The sequence below is a fragment of the Nocardia tengchongensis genome, from assembly GCF_054781395.1.
In genome coordinates, this window is record NZ_BAAGUM010000006.1 from 1,237,255 (window position 1) to 1,256,093 (window position 18,839).

At 71.1% G+C, this 18,839-nt stretch carries 1 protein-coding gene (running past both ends of the window); it reads right to left on the reverse strand.

This entire window lies inside a single protein-coding gene on the reverse strand: locus tag ACYVKL_RS16815, encoding a non-ribosomal peptide synthase/polyketide synthase. The 44,079-nt coding sequence extends 12,398 nt beyond the window's left edge and 12,842 nt beyond its right edge, so the window shows coding positions 12,843-31,681, spanning codon 4,281 (partial) through codon 10,561 (partial); reading right to left, the first codon wholly in view occupies positions 18,836 to 18,838. Both codon boundaries (start and stop) fall beyond the window edges.

The window sequence follows — 18,839 nt, forward strand, 5'->3', positions numbered from 1 at the left end:
GTTCGCGGACCTCGGAGAGCAGGTCGGCGAAGCTCGCGTTGCCGTCGACCTGGGTGCGGAACACCAGGGTGTTGACGAACATGCCGATCAGGTCGTCGAGTTCGCGTTCACCGCGGCCCGCGATCGGGGTGCCGACCGCGATGTCGTCGGTGCCCGAGAGCCGCGCCAGCAGCACCGCGAGGGCGGCGTGCACGACCATGAACAGCGAGGCGTTGTTGGCGCGCGCCAGCTCGTGCAGCTTGGCGTGGCGTTCGGCGTCGATGTCGAAGCGCAGCGCCTTGCCGTGGAACGACTGCGCCGGGGGACGCGGCCGGTCGGTGGGCAGCTCCAGCTGGTCCGGCAGCGCGGACAGCGCACGGGTCCAGTAGGAGACCTGCTTGGCGGCCAGGGATTCGGCGTCGTCCTCGGCGCCGAGCACCTCGCGCTGCCACAGCGCGTAGTCGGCGTACTGCACCGGCAGCGGCTGCCACTGCGGCACATCGCCGTTCACCCGGGCCACATAGGCGGCCATGATGTCGCGCGCCATCGGGCCCATGGAGGAACCGTCGGCGGAGACGTGGTGGACGGTGAAGGCCAGCACATGCTGGGTGGTGGCGCTGTCGGCGATCCGGAACATCTTGACCGCCAGCGGCACCTCGACGGTGACGTCGAAGGTGGTCATGGCGAATTCGATGATCTTGCCGAGCAGGTCGGCCTCGGTGACGTCCTCGGGCACCAGCGTCAGGTCGGTCTGCGCGGCGGGCAGGATCACCTGGTGCGGGCCCTCGGCCGCGCGCGGGTAGACCGTGCGCAGCACCTCGTGGCGGGCGATCACATCGCCGATGGCCTGCTTCATGGCGTACAGGTCCAGCGCGCCGGTGAAGCGGACCGCCAGCGGAATGTTGTCGACCGCGGAGGTGGTGGTGTCGAACTGGTTGAGGAACCAGTAGCGCTGCTGCGCCGGGGACAGCGGCAGGTGCGCGGGCCGCTCACCGGCGACCAGGCTCGGGCGACGGCCCGAACCGGCATTGCGCTCCACGCGGGCGGCCAGGGCCGCGACGGTGGAGGCCTCGAACAGATCGCGCACCGCCAGCTGGGTGTCCAGGGCCGCGCCGAGGCGGGCGGTGACCTGGGTGGCGATCAGCGAGTTGCCGCCGAGCTCGAAGAAGTCGTCGTCGACGCCGACCCGTCCGACGCCGAGGACGTCGGAGAAGGTGCCCGCCACGATCTCCTCGATCGGGGTGGACGGGGCGCGGAAGACCTTGGCCTCGAAGACCGGCGTGGGCAGCTGCTTGCGATCCAGCTTGCCGGAGGCGTTGAGCGGGAAGGCGTCCAGCACCACGAAGGCGGCCGGGACCATGTAGCCGGGCAGGCCGTCCTGGAGCTCGGCGCGCACGGCGTCGAGGTCGACGGTGTGGCCGGCGGTCGGGATGACGTAGCCGACCAACTGCTCGCCGAGGCGCTCGTCGCCGCGCACCACGACCACCGACTGGGCGATGGAGTCGATGGCGGTGAGGGCGGCCTCGATCTCGCCGAGCTCGATGCGCAGACCGCGCAGCTTGACCTGGAAGTCGGTGCGGCCCAGGTATTCCAGCTCGCCGCGCGGCGTCCACTTCACCAGGTCGCCGGTGCGGTACATGCGCTCGCCGGCGTGGAACGGGTCGGCGACGAAGCGGTCGGCGGTCAGCTCGGGGCGGGCCACGTAGCCGCGCGCCAGCTGCACGCCCGCGAGGTACAGCTCACCCGCGACACCCGGGGCGACCGGGTGCAGACGCGAATCCAGCACGTACACACGGGTGTTGAAGACCGGGGCGCCGATCGGCACCGACAGCGTGTCGGCGTCGTCAACCTCGTGGTAAGTGACGTCGACGGCCGCTTCGGTCGGGCCGTACAGGTTGTGCAGGCGGGCGCCGGTGAGCTCGCGCAGCTTCTGCGCGGTCGGCGCCGGCAGCGCCTCACCGGAAGCGAAGACCTGGTGCAGCGAGGTGCACTGCGCGGCCTTCTCCTCGGCCACGAACACCGACATCATCGATGGCACGAAGTGCGCGGTGGTGACACCGGTCTCGATGATCAGGTCGGCCAGGTAGCCGGGGTCGCGGTGGCCGTCCGGCTTGGCGATGACCAGCGACGCGCCGATCTGCAAGGGCCAGAAGAATTCCCACACCGACACGTCGAAGGTGGCGGGGGTCTTCTGCAACACCACATCGTCGTCGAACAGGCCGTACTCGGTCTGCATCCACACCAGGCGGTTGACGATGGCGGTGTGGCTGACCGCCACGCCCTTCGGCCGGCCGGTGGAGCCCGACGTGAAGATCACGTACGCGACATCGTCGCCACGCAGCGGGGCGACGCGGTCGGCGTCGGTGATCGGGGCGTCGGAGTAGCCGGACAGGTCCAGTTCGTCGATCAGCAGTGTGCGCGTGGTGGTTTCGAACTCGTCGCGCGCGGTACTGAGCACGCACACGGGCCGTGCGGTGTCGAGCACGTACTGGTTGCGCTCGGCCGGGTGGTCGGGGTCCAGCGGCACGTACGCGCCACCGGCGACCGTGACGGCGTACATGCCGATCAGCAGGTCGAAGGAGCGGCGCATGCCCAGGGCCACATAGGAATCCGGGCCGACGCCCTCGGCGATGAGGTGGCGGGCCAGCTTGTGCACGCGGGCGGCGAACTCACCGTAAGACAGCTGTGTAGGAATTTCCGGGCTCTGCCCGGGCGTCCCCTCGAAAACCAGGGCGGTGAGGTTCGGAGTGTTCTTGGCCTGGTTCTCGAACATCGATGCCAGGGTGACCTCGGCGACGATCTTCTTGCCGCCCAAGGCGACGCGCTTGACGTCGTATTCGGTGGCGTTCCAGGACCGCAGCACCTGGCGGCGCTCGGCCGCGTTCAACAGCTCGATATCGCCGACCAGCGCGGTCGGCTCGGCGACCACGGCCGACAGCAGGCGCACCAGGCGCTCACCGAACCCGGCGATGGTGCCCGCGTCGAACATGTCGGTGGCGTAGGCGAATTCGGCGGTCATGCCTTCACCGTCGACCCGGTCGGTCAAGTTCAGGTGCAGGTCGAACTTGGCGGTGACCACGTCCAGCGGCACGCCCGCCACTTCCAGGCCCGGCAGCGCGAATTTCGCCTCTCCGGTGTTCTGGAACGACAACATGACCTGGAACAGCGGGTGGCGGGCCTGCGAGCGGGCCGGGTTGAGGATCTCCACCAGGCGCTCGAACGGCAGGTCGGCGTGACCGAAGGCGGCCAGGTCGCTGTCCTTGGTGCGGGCCAGCAGCTCGGTGAACTTCTCCCCCGAGTCGACGCCGGTGCGCAGCACCAGGGTGTTGACGAACATGCCGATGGCGTCGTCGAGCACCTGCTCGCCACGGCCGGCGACCGCGGTGCCGATGGCGATGTCGTCGCCGCCGGACAGTCGCGCCAGCAGGGCCGCGAAGGCCGCGTGCACGACCATGAACAGCGAGGCGCCGTGCTGACGGGCCAGGCTCTCGAGACCGGCCAGCAATTCGGCGTCGATCGCGAACTCGTGCACGCCACCGGCATTGGAGGCGACGGCCGGGCGCGGGCGGTCCGAGGGCAGGTCGATCTGGTCGGGCAGGCCCGCCAGGTCGTTGCTCCAGTAGGCCACCTGCTGCGAGATCAGCGAGTCGGCGTCGTCCTCGGAGCCGAGGGTCTCACGCTGCCAGAGCGCGAAGTCGGCGTACTGGACGGGCAGCGGCGCCCACTGCGGCGCATCGCCATTGGCGCGCGCGGCATAGGCGAGCATGACGTCGCGGGCCAGCGGGCGCACCGACCAGCCGTCACCGGAGATGTGGTGGACCACGAAAACCAGCACGTGCGTGGGCACTCCGGCGTCCGAGACCCGGAACAGTCCGGCGCGCACCGGGGCCGCGGCGGTCACGTCGAAGCCGGTGAGCACCAGTTCGGCGATGCGCTCGCGCAACTCGGCCTCGGCCACCTCGATCGGGGCCAGGCCGGTGCCGCCGCCGTGGATGCCGGCATTGGCGGCCGAGTCCAGGCGGACCTGGTCGGCGGGCAGGATGACCTGCACGCCACGGCCTTCGGCGTTCTCCGGGTAGATGGTACGCAGCACCTCGTGACGCTCGAGCACATCGCCGACGGCGGCCAGCAGGGCCGCGGTGTCGAGGTCGCCGGTCAGGCGCACGGCCAGCGGGATGTTGTTGACGGCCGAGGCGGTGTCGAAGCGGTTCAGGAACCACATGCGCTGCTGCGCCAGCGACAGCGGGATCTCGTCGGGCCGGGCCTGCGCGACCAGGGCGCGGCGACCGCCGGTGCCCGCCTGCGCCTCGACGCGGGCCGCGAGGGCGGCGACGGTCGGGGCGTCGAAGAGGGTACGGACGGGGACACGGGTGTCGAGGGCCGCGCCGAGGCGGGCGACGACCTGGGTGGCGATCAGCGAGTTGCCGCCGAGCTCGAAGAAGTCGTCGTCGGCGCCGACCGGGTTCTCCAGTCCGAGGACCTCGGCGAACACGCTCGCCACGATCTCCTCGGCCCGCGTTTCGGCGGCCCGGAATTCGCGGGCGGCGAACTCGGGCTCGGGCAGGGCGCGGCGGTCCAGCTTGCCGTTGGCGCTGAGCGGGAACGCGCCCATGGCCACGAACGCGGCCGGAACCATGTAGGACGGCAGCAGACCCGAGAGGTGCTCGCGCAGCGCCTCGGTGTCGACGGCGTCCGCGTCCAGCGCGACCGGTTCGGTGGTCGGCGCGGCGGCCGGGACCACGTAGGCGACCAGGGCGTCGCCGGTGCGGGCGTCGGAGCGCAGCACCACGACGGCCTGGGTAACCGAGTCGTGCGCGGTGAGCCCGGCCTCGATCTCGCCGAGCTCGATGCGCAGACCGCGCAGCTTCACCTGGAAGTCGGTGCGGCCGATGTACTCCAGCTCGCCGTCCGCGGTCCAGGTGACCAGGTCACCGGTGCGGTACATGCGCTTGCCGGGGGTGAAGGGGTTGGCGACGAAGCGGTCCGCCGACAGGTCGGGGCGCGCCACGTAGCCGCGGGCCAGCTGCACGCCGGCCAGGTAGAGCTCGCCCGCCATGCCCGGCGCGACCGGGTGCAGGCGCGCATCGAGCACGTACACCTGGGTGTTGAACACCGGGCGGCCGATCGGCACGGTCTCGGTGTCGGCGTCGACCACCTCGTGATAGGTCACGTCGACGGCCGCTTCGGTCGGGCCGTACAGGTTGTGCAGGTCGGCACCGGTGACCCGGCGCAACTGCTGCGCGGTGGTGGCGGGCAGGGCCTCACCGGAGGCGAACACCGAACGCAGGCTGGTGCATTCGGCCGCCGCGGGCTCCGCGACGAACACGGCCATCATCGACGGCACGAAGTGCGCGGTCGTGATGCCTTCGCGGGCAATGGTTTCGGCCAGGTAGACCGGATCCCGGTGCCCGTCGGGCTTGGCCACGACCAGCTTCGCGCCGATCTGCAACGGCCAGAAGAACTCCCAGACCGACACGTCGAAGGTGGCCGGGGTCTTCTGGAAGACCACGTCATCGGCGGTCAGGTCGTACTCGGCCTGCATCCAGATCAAGCGGTTGACGATCGCCGAGTGCGGCACGGCCACACCCTTCGGGCGACCGGTCGAACCGGAAGTGAAGATCACGTACGCGGTGTTGGAAGCCTGGAGCGGCGCACGACGATCCGCGTCGGTCAGCGACGCGATGGAGTAGTCCGACAGGTCTGCCGTGTCCACGGCGATCGTCGGCACGCTCGCATGCGTGAAGCCGTCGCGCTGGGTGGTCAGCACGCACACCGGCTGTGCCGTCTCGAGCACGTAGTCGATGCGGTCGGCGGGCTGGTCCAGGTCCAGCGGCACGTACGCGCCACCGGCCTCGATGACCGCGTACATGGCGACGACCAGGTCCAGCGAACGGCGAATGCCCAGGGCCACCAGGCTTTCCGGGCCGACTCCGATGTCGACGAGCTTGCGGGCGAGCTGGTGCACGCGGCCCGCGAACTCGGCGTAGGACAGACTTGTCCCCTCGAAGCTGACCGCGGTCGCGGCGGGGGTCCGCACGGCCTGCGCTTCGAACAGCGCGACCAGCGTCTCGCCCGAGTCGCCGGAGGCGCTGCGCACGACCTCGCCGGCGGCGGTGTCCTCGGCCGACAGAGTGCCCGAAGTCAGTTCCGCGAGTACGGAATCGACGTCGGCGGTGGTCCGGTTCCAGTCGCGCAGCACGCGGGTGCGCTCGCCGCCGACCAGCAGGTCGATATCGCCCACGGCCCGGTCCGGCTGGGCCGCGACAGCCTTCAGCAGCCGGTCGAACCGGTCGGCGAAGCGCTCCATGGTGGCCGCGTCGAACAGGTCGGTGGCGTAGATGAGTTCGGCGGTGATGCCGGACTCCGGGGTCGCGTTCTCGGTCAGCACCAGCTGCAGGTCGAACTTGGCGGTGTCGATCGGGAGGTCGACGGCGCTGACGGTCAGACCGGGCAGCTCCAGTTCGGTGATGCCGGTGTTCTGGAACGACAGCATGACCTGGAACAGCGGGTGGCGGGCCTGCGAGCGGGCCGGGTTGAGGATCTCCACCAGGCGCTCGAACGGCAGGTCGGCGTGGCCGAAGGCCTGAATGTCGGTGCCGCGCACCGCGTCCAGGAGTTCGGCGAAGCCGCGGCCGCCGTCCACCTCGGTGCGCAGCACCAGGGTGTTGACGAACATGCCGATCAGGTCGTCGAGGGCGCGTTCACCGCGACCGGCGACCGGGGTGCCGATCGCGATATCGGACTCACCGGACAGGCGCGACAGCAGCACGGCCAAGGCCGAGTGCATGACCATGAACATGGTGGTGCCACGGCTGCGGGCGAGTTCGGCCAGCGCCGACTGGGTCCCGGCGTCGATGTCGAACACGTGCGTCGCACCGCGGCCGGTGGCCACGGCCGGACGCGGCCGGTCGGACGGCAGGTCCAGCTGGTCGGGCAGGCCGCGCAGCGAGTCGCGCCAGTACGAGATCTGCTGGGAGATCACCGAATCGGCGTCGCGCTCGTCGCCGAGCACCTCGCGCTGCCACAGCGCGTAGTCGGCGTACTGGACGTCGAGTACCTGCCAGCCGGGTTCGCCGCCCTCGACGCGAGCGCCGTAGGCGGTCATGACATCCCGGGTGAGCGGGCCCATGGAGAAACCGTCGGCGGAGATGTGGTGCACCACCAGTGCGAGCACGTGCTCGGTGGGGCTGACCTCGAACAGTCGCGCCCGGAACGGCACGTCCACGGTGACGTCGAAGGCGGTCAGCACCAGCTCCGAGAGTGCCTGCGGCAGGGTGGCTTCGGAGACCTCGACCGGGGTCAGGTCGGGGATGACCTGGCCGGTGGGGACGATCTCCTGGAACGCCTGGCCGTCGATCTCGGGGTAGCGGGTGCGCAGCGACTCGTGCCGCGCCAGCACGTCGGCGACAGCGATCTGCAGGGCCTGGCGGTCCACCAGACCCGACAGGCGCACGGCCGCCGGGATGTTGTCCACGGCCGATTCGGGATCGAACCGGTTGAGGAACCACATGCGCTGCTGAGCCAGCGACAGCGGCAGCCGCTCGGGCCGCTCCTGCGCCACCAACGCCTGGCGGGTGCCGGAGCCGGAATGGGTTTCGGCCCTGGCCGCCAGCGCGGCCACGGTCGAGGCCTCGAAGATCTCGCGCACGCCCAGCTGGGTGTCCAGCGCGGCCGACAGGCGCGCCGCCACCTGGGTGGCGATCAGCGAGTTGCCGCCGAGGGCGAAGAAGTCGTCGTCGAGACCGACGCGCTCCAGGCCGAGGATCTCACCGAACACGCCGGCGACGATCTGCTCGATCGGGGTGACCGGTGCGCGGAACACCGCGGCCTCGAACACCGGCGCGGGCAGGGCCTTGCGGTCCAGCTTGCCGGAGGCGTTAAGCGAGAACTCGTCGAGCACCATCAGGATCGACGGCACCATGTAGGACGGCACGCTGTCGCCGATCTCGGCGCGCACCGCGTCCACGTCGACGGTGCGGCCCGGCGCGGCGATGACATAGCCGACCAGCTGGTCACCGGCGTGCGGGTCGTTGCGCACCACGACCACCGACTGCGCGATGGCGTCCAGGGCGGTGAGCGCGGACTCGATCTCGCCGAGCTCGATGCGCAGACCGCGCAGCTTCACCTGGAAGTCGGTGCGGCCGATGTAGTCGAGTTCGCCGTCCGCGGTCCAGGTGACGAGGTCACCGGTGCGGTACATGCGCTCGCCGTCCCCGAAGGGGTTGGCCACGAAGCGATCCGAGGACAGGTCCGGGCGCGCCACGTAGCCGCGGGCCAGCTGCTCGCCCGCCAGATAGAGCTCACCCGCGACGCCGACCGGAACCGGCCGCAGGCGCGAATCCAGCACGTACACCTGGGTGTTGAACACCGGGCGGCCGATCGGCACGGTATCGATGTCGGCGTCGACCACCTGGTGGTAGGTGACGTCGACCGCGGCCTCGGTCGGGCCGTACAGGTTGTGCAGCTCCGCGCCGGTCAGCGCGCGCAGCTTGTGCGACGGCTTGGGCGCGAGCGCCTCACCGGAGGCGAAGACCATGCGCAGGCCGGTGCAGCGCGCGGCCGCTTCCTCGGCCACGAAGACCGCCAGCATGGACGGCACGAAGTGGGTGACCGTCACGCCTTCGCGGGCGATGAGGTCGGCGAGATAGGCCGGGTCGCGGTGACCCTCGGGCTTGGCCACGACCAGCTTGGCGCCGATCTGCAAGGGCCAGAAGAACTCCCACACCGACACGTCGAAGGTCGCGGGGGTCTTCTGCAACACCACGTCGTCGGCGGTCAGGCCGTACTCGGCCTGCATCCAGACGAGACGGTTCACGATCGCCGAGTGCGGCACGGCCACACCCTTCGGGCGACCGGTCGAACCGGAGGTGAAGATCACGTACGCGGTGTTCGAATCCCGCAGCGGCACCCGGCGATCGGCGTCGGTCAGCGGGGCGGCCGAGTAGCTCGACAGCTCCAGCTTGTCGATCCGCACCTGCGCGGTGTCGACCGGCAGATCCTCACCGGAGGTCAGCACCGTGACCGGGTCGGCGGTCTCGAGGATGTACTCGGTGCGCTCGGCCGGGTGGTCCGGATCCAGCGGCACGTAGGCGGCGCCGGTGACGGCGACGGCGTACATGCCGACGACCAGATCCAGCGAGCGGCGCATACCCAGCGCCACGAACGATTCCGAGCCCACGCCGCGCTCGATGAGCCAGCGGGCCAGGCGGTGCACCCGCTCGGAGAACTCGGCGTAGGACAGACTCGTCCCCTCGAACGCGACCGCGGTCGCGTCGGGGGTGCGCTCGACCTGCGCCTCGAACATGGCGACCAGGGTCGCGGTCTCGGCCTTGTGCTCGGTGAGCACGGCCTCGACGTCGAAGGCGGTGTCGTTCCAGGTCTCGACGACCTGGGTGCGCTCGGCGGCGTCGACCAGCTCGATATCGCCGACGGCCGCTGCGGGATCGGTGGTGATGGCGGTGAGCACCCGGATCAGGCGGTCGGCGATCCGGTGGACGGTGTCCTCGTCGAACAGGTCGCGCAGGTAGCCGGCGCGGATGCGCAGGCGGGTGTCGAGCTGCGCGATCAGGGTCAGCGGGTAGTGAGTGGCGTCGGCGGCGTCCAGGCCGGTGACGGCCATGCCGTCGATATCGGCGGCCTGGGACCGGATGCCTTCGGCGTCGACGGGATAGGACTCGAAGACCACCAGCGTGTCGAAGAGTCCGCCGATGCCCGCGGCGGTCTGGATGTCGGCCAGGCCCACGTAGTGGTGGTCGAGCAGGTCGGCCTGCTCGCCCTGGGTGCGGGTGAGCAGCGTGCTGGCCGGCTCGGCCGGGTCGAAGGCGACCCGCACCGGGACGGTGTTGATGAACAGACCCACCATGGACTCGACGCCCGAGAGCTGGGCCGGGCGGCCGGACACGGTGGTACCGAACAGCACGTCCTCGCGGCCGGTGAGGCGGCCGAGCAGGATGCCCCAGGCGACCTGGAGCACGGTGTTCGGGGTGACGCCGAGTTCGGCGGCCAGCCCGGTCAGGCGCGCGGTGGCGGCCTCGTCCAGGTCGAAGAAGTACTCGCCGGACAGGGCAGTGATCTCGCGGCCGGTGTCGGGGCGGGTGAGCAGGGTCGGCTCGGACACCCCGCGCAGCGAGGTCTGCCAGGCGGTCAGCGAGGCCGAACGGTCCTGCTGGGCAACCCATTCCAGGAAGTAGCGGTAGGACCGCACCGGCGGCAGCACCGCGGTGTCGGAGTGCGTGGCGTAGAGCACCAGCAGGTCCTGCATGAGCAGCGGCATGGACCAGCCGTCGAGCAGGATGTGGTGGTTGGCCACGGCCAGCTGGTAGCTGTGCGTGTCGGTCCGCACCAGGGTGTAGCGGATGAGCGGCGGCGCGGTCAGGTCGAAGCGCTCGACCCGGTCGGCGGCCAGGATCTCCGCGGCCCGCGCGGCGCGGGCGTCCGCTTCGGCGATGTCGGTGAGGTCGTGGTTGGTCCACGCCACCTTCACACCGTCGATGACGACCTGCACGGGAACGCCGGAGGCGTCGTTCACGTAGGCGGTGCGCAGGATTTCGTGGCGGTCGAGCAGGGCCTGCGCGGCCGCGCGCAAGCGGTCGGCGTCGACGCGGCCCTCGAGGGTGAGCACCGCCTGCGCGGTGTACACATCCACCGAGGTGGCGGCGAGCTGCGCGTGGAAGAGCAGACCGGCCTGCAGCGCGGACAGCGGCCACACCTGGTGCAGCGCGCCGTAGCGCTTCTCCCAGCCGTCGATGTCGCGCTGAGTGACGCGGACCAGGCCGAAGTCGGACGGGGTGTGCCCGCCCTTGGCCGAATCGGCGTGCGCGGCAACGGCTTCCAGCGCGGATACCCACAGGGCGGCGAACTCGGCGATCTCGGTGGCCGAGATCAGCGTGCTCGGGTAACCGATCTGCGCGGTCAGCTTGTCGCCGGCCACGATGGCGTTGATGTCGATCGGGGCCATGGCGGGCATGTCGGCGTCGTAGGAGCCCGCCAGCTCCGCCAGGTCGGCCGCCGGGATCCAGCCGAAGCCGCGCAGCGCCTCGGGCACGTCGCCCTCGTTGACCCGGCCCAGGTAGTTGAAGCTGACCTGGCCCGGCAGCTGCTTGGGCAGCTGGGCAGCGGTGTCGGAGTTCATGTAGCGCAGCAGGCCGTAACCGATGCCCTTGTCCGGCACCGAGAGCAGCTGCTCCTTGACGGTCTTGATGGCCCGGCCCATGGCCGCGCCGCCGGTGAGGGCGGCGTCCACATCGATGCCCGAGAGATCGAAGCGCACCGGGAAGATGGCGGTGAACCAGCCGACCGTGCGCGACAGGTCGGCGCCGGGCACGACCTCTTCCTCGCGGCCGTGGCCTTCCAGGCGGACGAGGGCAGACTTCTCCCCCAGACCCTTGCCGGCGCGGAACTTGGCCACCGCCAACGCGAGCGCGGTCAGCAGACCGTCGTTCACGCCGCCGTGGAACAGCGCGGGCACGGTAGTCAGCAGCGAGCGGGTGGCCTCGGCCGACAGCTCGACACGGTGCTTGACGATGGTCGCGGTGACGTCCACGGCCGGGTCCATGGCGCGCTCGGTGAGCAGCGGGTCCGGGCCCTCGACGACGTCGCGCCAGAACGCGAGTTCGGCGACGCGCTCGTCGGTGGCGGCTTCACGCTCGAGGGCGTGCGCCCAGGTGCGCATGCTGGTGGCGGGGGCGACCAGCTCGGGGGTCTGTCCGGCGGACAGCTGGCCCCAGGCGGCGACGAAGTCCGGCACCAGGATTCGCCAGGTGACGCCGTCGACCACCAGGTGGTGACCGGCGACGATCAGGCGGCCCGCCCGGCTGCTGTCGGAGGGCTCCAGCCACACGAACCGGATGACCTGGCCCGCAGCCGGATCCAGCTTGTCGAGCGTGGCATCCAGTGCGGCCGTGGCGATCTCGAACAGCTGCGCGTCGGTGGCGGCGGCGTCGAACTCGGTGCGGTCGATCAGCGAATCCGCGTCGATGGTTCCGGGAGCGGCGGTTTCGACGATCCAGTCCGCGTCCGGCACCCGGCGCAGGCGCGCCCGCAGCATGTCGTGGCGGTCGATGACCGCGCCGACGGTGGCGGCGATGCCCGCGCGGTCGATGCCGATCGGCAGTTCCAGCGCCATGGTCTGGTTGAAGCGGCCGAACTCGCCCGGCCGTCCCGCCATGAACCGCACCACCGGGGTCAGCGGCATGACACCCACGCCGCCACCCGGGAGCTCGGTCAGCTGCGGGGCCGAATCGCCCTGGCCGTCCACGGACACCGTGGCGATCGCGGCCAGGCCGGACACGGTGCGCTGCTCGAACACGTCGCGCGGCGAGAACACCACGCCGCGCGCCTTGGCCCGCGACACCAGCTGGATGGAGACGATGGAGTCACCGCCGAGGGCGAAGAACGAGTCGTCGATACCGACCCGCTCCAGGCCCAGCACCTCGGCGAACACCTCGGCGATGGTCTGCTCGAGGGTGTTGCGGGCGGCCCGGAAGACCACCTCGGTGGCGAAGACCGGCTCGGGCAGGGCCCGGCGGTCCAGCTTGCCGACCGGGGTCAGCGGCACCCGGTCGATGATCATCACCGAGGACGGCACCATGTACGCGGGCAGACGCTGCTCGACGTGCGCGGTCACCGCGGCCACATCGATCGAATGACCCGGCGTGGCAACCACGTACGACACCAGCGAGGTCGCGCCGGCGGCGTTCTTGTGGCCGACGGTGACCGCGAAGTCCACGGTCTCGTGCGAGGCCAGGGCGGCGTCGATCTCACCGAGCTCGATGCGGAAACCGCGCACCTTGACCTGGAAGTCGGAGCGGCCGACGTATTCGACCAGGCCGTCCGGGGTCCAGCGCACCACGTCACCGGTGCGGTACATGCGCTCGCCGTCCACGTAGGGGTTGGCGACGAAACGGTCGGCGGTCAGGCCCGGCCGCGCGTGGTAGCCGCGCGCCAGCTGGATGCCCGACAGGTACAGCTCACCCGCGACACCCACCGGCACCGGGCGCAGGCGGTTGTCGAGGATCAGCGACTGCATGCCCCGGATGGGACCGCCGATGGTGACCAGGTCACCCGGCACCAGCGCGTCGCTGATGTTGGTCATGATGGTGGTCTCGGTGGGGCCGTAACCATTGTGGAAGGCACGCATCGTGCCGTCCGCCAACGGAACCGCCCACTTCTCGACCAGATCGGCGGGCACCGCTTCACCACCGGCGACCAGCACGCGCAGCGAGTCCAGGCCCGCCGGTCCGAAGGTGGACAGCGCGGCCGGGGTGATGAACGCGTGGGTGGCCTGCTCGCGGCGGATCAGCTCGGCGAGCTCCTCGCCGCCGTAGGTGCCCGGCGGGACGACCACCAGGGTGCCGCCCTTGCCGATGGCGAGCAGGAATTCCAGCATCGACGCGTCGAACGAGGGCGACGCGAAATGCAGTGCGCGCGAGGAGGCGTCGAGCGCGTAGCGCTCGGCCTGCTCGACGGTGAAGTTGGCCAGGCCGGCGTGGGTGACCACGACGCCCTTGGGCACGCCGGTGGAGCCCGACGTGTAGATGACGTAGGCCGGGTGCTCCGGACGCAGCGGGCGCACCCGCTCGGCGGCGTCGATCGCGGTGTCCGCGAACACCTCCAGGTCCAGTTCGTCCAGAACCAGCCACTCCACCGAGTCCGGCATGTCCGCGCGCACCGACGCGACGGTCAGACCGACCGGCGAACCGGAGTCGGTGACCATGTGGGCGATGCGGTCGGCCGGGTAGTTCGGGTCCACCGGCACGAAGGCCGCACCGGTCTTGGACACCGCCCATTCGGCGAAGTACGAGTCGTCCGACCGCGGCACGGCCACGGCGACCAGATCCTCGGTGCCGATGCCGCGCTCGATGAGCAAGCGCGCCATGCGGTTCGAGCGGGCATCCAGCTCGCCGTAGGACAGACTCCGGCCCTCGAACACCACCGCGGGCGCGGCGGGGTCGATGGCGACGGCGTCGGCGATCAGCTCCGGCAGGGTGCGCGCCGGGACGGCGGGCAGGCCGAAACGGGCCACCAGATCGGCGCGCTCACCGGAATCGAGGATGTCGATCGCGCCGACGCCGATCTCCGGGTTCGCGGCGACCGCCTCGAGCACCCGTACCCAGCGCTGCGCGAAGCCGGCCGCGGTGGCCTCGTCGAACAGGTCGGTGGCGTAGGTCAGGGCCAACGCCATGCCGGAGTCCTGATCCGACAGCGTGAACTGGAGATCGAAGCGCGAGATGCTCTCGTCGAGATCCAGCGTGGAGACCGTCAGGCCCGGCAGCTCGATGCTGGTGCGGTCCAGGTTCTGGAAGGCCAGCATGACCTGGAACAGCGGGTTGCGGGCCTGCGAACGCTCGGGCGCGAGCAGTTCCACCAGCCGCTCGAACGGCACGTCGGCATTGCCGAAGGCGTCGAGGTCGGTGTGGCGCACGCGGTCCAGCAGGTCGGTGAAGGACTCGCCGGGTTCGATGCCGGTGCGCAGCACCAGGGTGTTGACGAACATGCCGACCAGGTCGTCGAGCGCGGCCTCACCGCGCCCGGCGACCGGGGTGCCGACCGCGATGTCGTCGCCGCCGGACAGGCGGGCCAGCAGCACCGCCAGCGCGGAGTGCATGACCATGAACAGCGACGAACCACGTCGGCGGGCAACGTCTTCCAGCGCCGCGATCAGCTCGGGCGACAGCGTCCGCTGCACCGTCGCGCCGCGATGCGAGGCGATGGCCGGGCGCGGGCGGTCGGTGGGCAGGGCCAGCTCGTCGGGCACGCCGCCGAGCACGCGCTGCCAGTAGGCGACCTGGCGGGCCATGATCGAGGACGAATCCTCTTCCGAGCCCAGCACTTCGCGCTGCCACAGCGCGAAGTCGGCGTACTGCACGGCCAGCGGGGCCCAGCCGGGCACCGCACCCTGGGTGCGCGCGGTGTAGGCGACCATGACGTCGCGGGCCAGCGGGGACATGGAGAAACCGTCACCGGCGATGTGGTGCACGACGACCACGAGCACGTGCTCGGTGGCGTCTTCGCCGCCGGCGCGGAACAGGCGGGCGCGCAGCGGAACCTGTTCGGCCACATTGAAGCCCAGCGTGGCGAACGCGGTCACGGTGGCGGTCAGATCCGCGGGCGCGACCGTGACCGGCCGCAGATCCAGGGCGATCTCCTCGGCCGGGACGACCACCTGCATGGGGGCGCCGCCGTGCTCGGGGTACTTGGTGCGCAGCGACTCGTGGCGGCGCACCACATCGGCGACCGCGAGTTCCAGTGCGGCGGTGTCGAGTTCACCGGTGAGGCGAATCGCCAGCGGCAAGTTGTAGGCCGCCGAGGAGGTGTCGTACTGGTTCAGGAACCACATGCGCTGCTGCGCGAACGACAGCGGCACCAGCTCGCCCGGAATCCGGGTGCGGGCGGTCAGTTTGGCGCGCGAGGCGCCGTCGGCGTGCGATTCGATGCGGGCCGCGAGGGCCTCGACCGTGGTGGCCTCGAACAGGGTGCGCACCGCGACCGTGGTGTCCAGGGCCGCGCCGATGCGCGACACGACACGGGTGGCGATGAGCGAGTTGCCGCCCAGGTCGAAGAAGTCGTCGTCCAGGCCGACCCGGTCCAGACCGAGCACCTCGGCGAAGACCGCGGCGACCGTCTCCTGGGTCGGGGTCTCCGGCGCGCGGAAGGCGCGGGCCTGCGCGGCCGGGGCCGGGAGGGCGCGGCGGTCCAGCTTGCCGTTGACGGTCAGCGGGATCCGGTCCAGCACCACGACCGCCGACGGGACCATGTAGGCAGGCAGCAGCTCGGCCGCGCCGTCGCGGACGGCTTCCACGGCGAGCGCGACACCGTCCTGCGGCACCACATAGGCGGCGATGCGCTGATCGCCCGGCTGGTCCTCGCGCACGATGACCGCGGTCTGCGCGACCCCGGCCTGCGCCAGCACCGCGGACTCGATCTCACCGAGCTCGATGCGGAAGCCGCGGACCTTGACCTGATCGTCGGCGCGGCCCAGGTATTCGAGCTCGCCGAAGCGGTTCCAGCGGGCCACGTCACCGGAGCGGTACAGGCGGGTGCCCGGCGCGCCGAAGGGGCTGGCCACGAAGCGGGCCGCGGACAGGTCCGGGCGGCCCAGGTAGCCGCGCGCCAACTGCGCACCGGCGACGTACATCTCACCCGCGACGCCGACCGGCACCGGGTGCAGGCGGTCGTCGAGGACGTACACGCGCAGACCGGCGATGGCCCGGCCGACCACCGAACCGGTGGCGGCGGCGATGGTGTCGGCATCGAGCACACGCACGGACACGTGCACCGTGGTCTCGGTGATGCCGTACATGTTCACCAGGTACGGGGTGGAATCCCCGTGGCGGGCAACCCAATCCGACAGGCGGCGCAGCTCGAGGGCCTCACCGCCGAAGACGACGTAACGCAGGGCGAGGGCCTGCTCGTCACCGGCGGCCGCAGCGATGCGGTCGGCCTCGGCCAGCTGGTAGAACGCCGACGGGGTCTGGTTGAGCACGGTGACCTGCTCGCGGCGCAGCAGTTCCAGGAACTGCTCCGGGGAGCGCGACACGTAATAGTCGACGACGACGAGCTTGCCGCCGTAGAGCAGCGGGCCCCACAGCTCCCACACCGAGAAGTCGAAGGCGTAGGAGTGGAACAGCGTCCACACGTCGTCGGGTCCGAAGCCGAACTCGCGATCGGTGTTCGCCATCAGGCGCACCACGTTCCGGTGCGCGACCGCGACGCCCTTGGGGCGGCCGGTCGAACCGGAGGTGTAGATGACGTAGGCGACGTGGTCGGGGTTGAGCGCCGCGCGACGGTCGGCGTCGGTGACGGGGCCGTCGGCCGCGTCCACGATGTTCCCGGCCTCGAGCGAGAAGCCGTCCAGGAGCACGGTGTTCAGGTCCCGCGGCAGCTCGACCTGCACGGTCGAGTCGGTGATCACGCTGGTCGGCTTCGCATCCGAGAGCACGAAGGCGATGCGGTCGGCCGGGTAGGACGGATCGATCGGCACGTAACCCGCACCGGTCTTGATCACGGCCAGCAGCGCCACGACCAGATCGGCCGAACGCGGCAGCAGCACCGCGACCAGCGACTCCGGACCCGCGCCCTCCCCGATCAGCCTGCGCGCCAGCACGTTCGCGCGGCGATCCAGCTCGAAGTAGGTGAGCTCCTCGTCGCCGAACCGCACCGCGACCCGCTCCGGGTGGGCGGCCACGGCCAGATCGAACAGGCCCGAGATGGTGGCCTCGGCCGCGGCGAACGGGCTCGCCAGCGCCGCGAGGGGGTTGGACAGGCGCTCGGCGGCCCCGCCCAGTGCGGCCAGGGCGGCGGCCTCGGGCGCGATGCCCGAAATGCCCTCGGCGACGGCGAGTTCGGCCTCGGCGACCGCGGCCCGCGCGGTCTCGGCGAGCTCGACGATGTCCTCGCCCGCGGAGACCCAGTACTCGGCCACGTCGTGGCGTTCGCCCTCGCCCAGCAGGTCGATGTCACCGATCAGGGCCGACGGGTCCTCGGCGACGGCGCGCAGGATGCGGACCAGGCGCTCGGCGAAGGCGATGACGGTCTCGGCGTCGAACAGATCGGTGGCGTAGTTCCAGGACAGGCCCAGCGAGCCGTCGGCGCGCTCGCTCACGGTGAGCTGCACGTCGAACTTGGCGGTGCCCGGATCGAATTCGACGACCTCGAGCGCGAGCTCGGGCAGCTCGACCGCGGCCGCGTCCTTGGCGCCGGCGGCCTCGAAGGTCAGCGCCACCTGGAACAGCGGGTGGTGCGCCTGCGAGCGGACCGGGCTGAGCACGTCCACCAGCCGCTCGAACGGCACGTCGGCGTGCGCGAAGGCGGCCAGGTCGGTGCGGCGCACCTGGGCGAGCAGGTCGCGGAAGGCGGCGTCCGGCTTCACCTCGCTGCGCAGCACCAGGGTGTTGACGAACATGCCGACCACGTCGTCGAGCGCGCGTTCGCCGCGGCCCGCGATCGGGGTGCCGATGGCGATGTCGGTGGCCCGGGACAGGCGCGCGGACCAGGCCGCGAGCGCGGCGTGGACCAGCATGAACAGGGTGACGTCGTGCTCTCGGGCCACGCTCGTGAGGGCGCGGTGCAGGTCGGCGTCGATCGAGAAGTCGTGCACGCCACCGGCATTGGTGGCGACCTCGGGCCGCGGCCGGTCGGCGGGCAGCTCGAGCTGCTCGGGCAGGTCGGCCAGCTGGGTGGTCCAGTAGGCGATCTGCTGGGCGGCGATGGACTCGGGATCGGTCTCCGCGCCGAGGATCTCGCGCTGCCACAGCGTGTAGTCGGCGTACTGCACCGGCAGCGGCGACCAGGCCGGGGCCTCGCCCGCGGCACGGGACAGGTAGGCGGCCACCACGTCACGCAGCAGCGGGCGCAGCGACGCGCCGTCGGCGCTGATGTGGTGCAGCACCAGTACGACCACGTGCTCGGTCTCGCTGAGGCTGAGCACCGTGGCGCGGAACGGCAGTTCGCGGGTGACGTCGAAGAAGACGCTCGCCAGCTGGGTGATGCGCGCGGTCAGGTCGGCCGGGGTGACGGTCTCGGTCCGCACCTCGAAGTCGATCTCGGACAGCGGCAGGATCCGCTGGTAGCCGTCGCCCTCGATCTCGGGGTAGACGGTGCGCAGCGACTCGTGCCGGGCCAGCACGTCGCTTAGGGCGGCGGTGAAGGCGGCCGGGTCGATGGCGCCGGTGAGCTTCAGCGCCACCGGGATGTTGTTGACCGCGGTGCGGTTGTCGAAGCGGTTCAGGAACCACATGCGCTGCTGCGCCAGCGACAGCGGCACCAGCTCCGGACGCTCCTGGGCGACCAGGGCGGCCCGCGCGCCGGTGCCGACACGCGATTCCAGCTGTGCGGCAAGCGAAGCCACGGTGGAGGCCTCG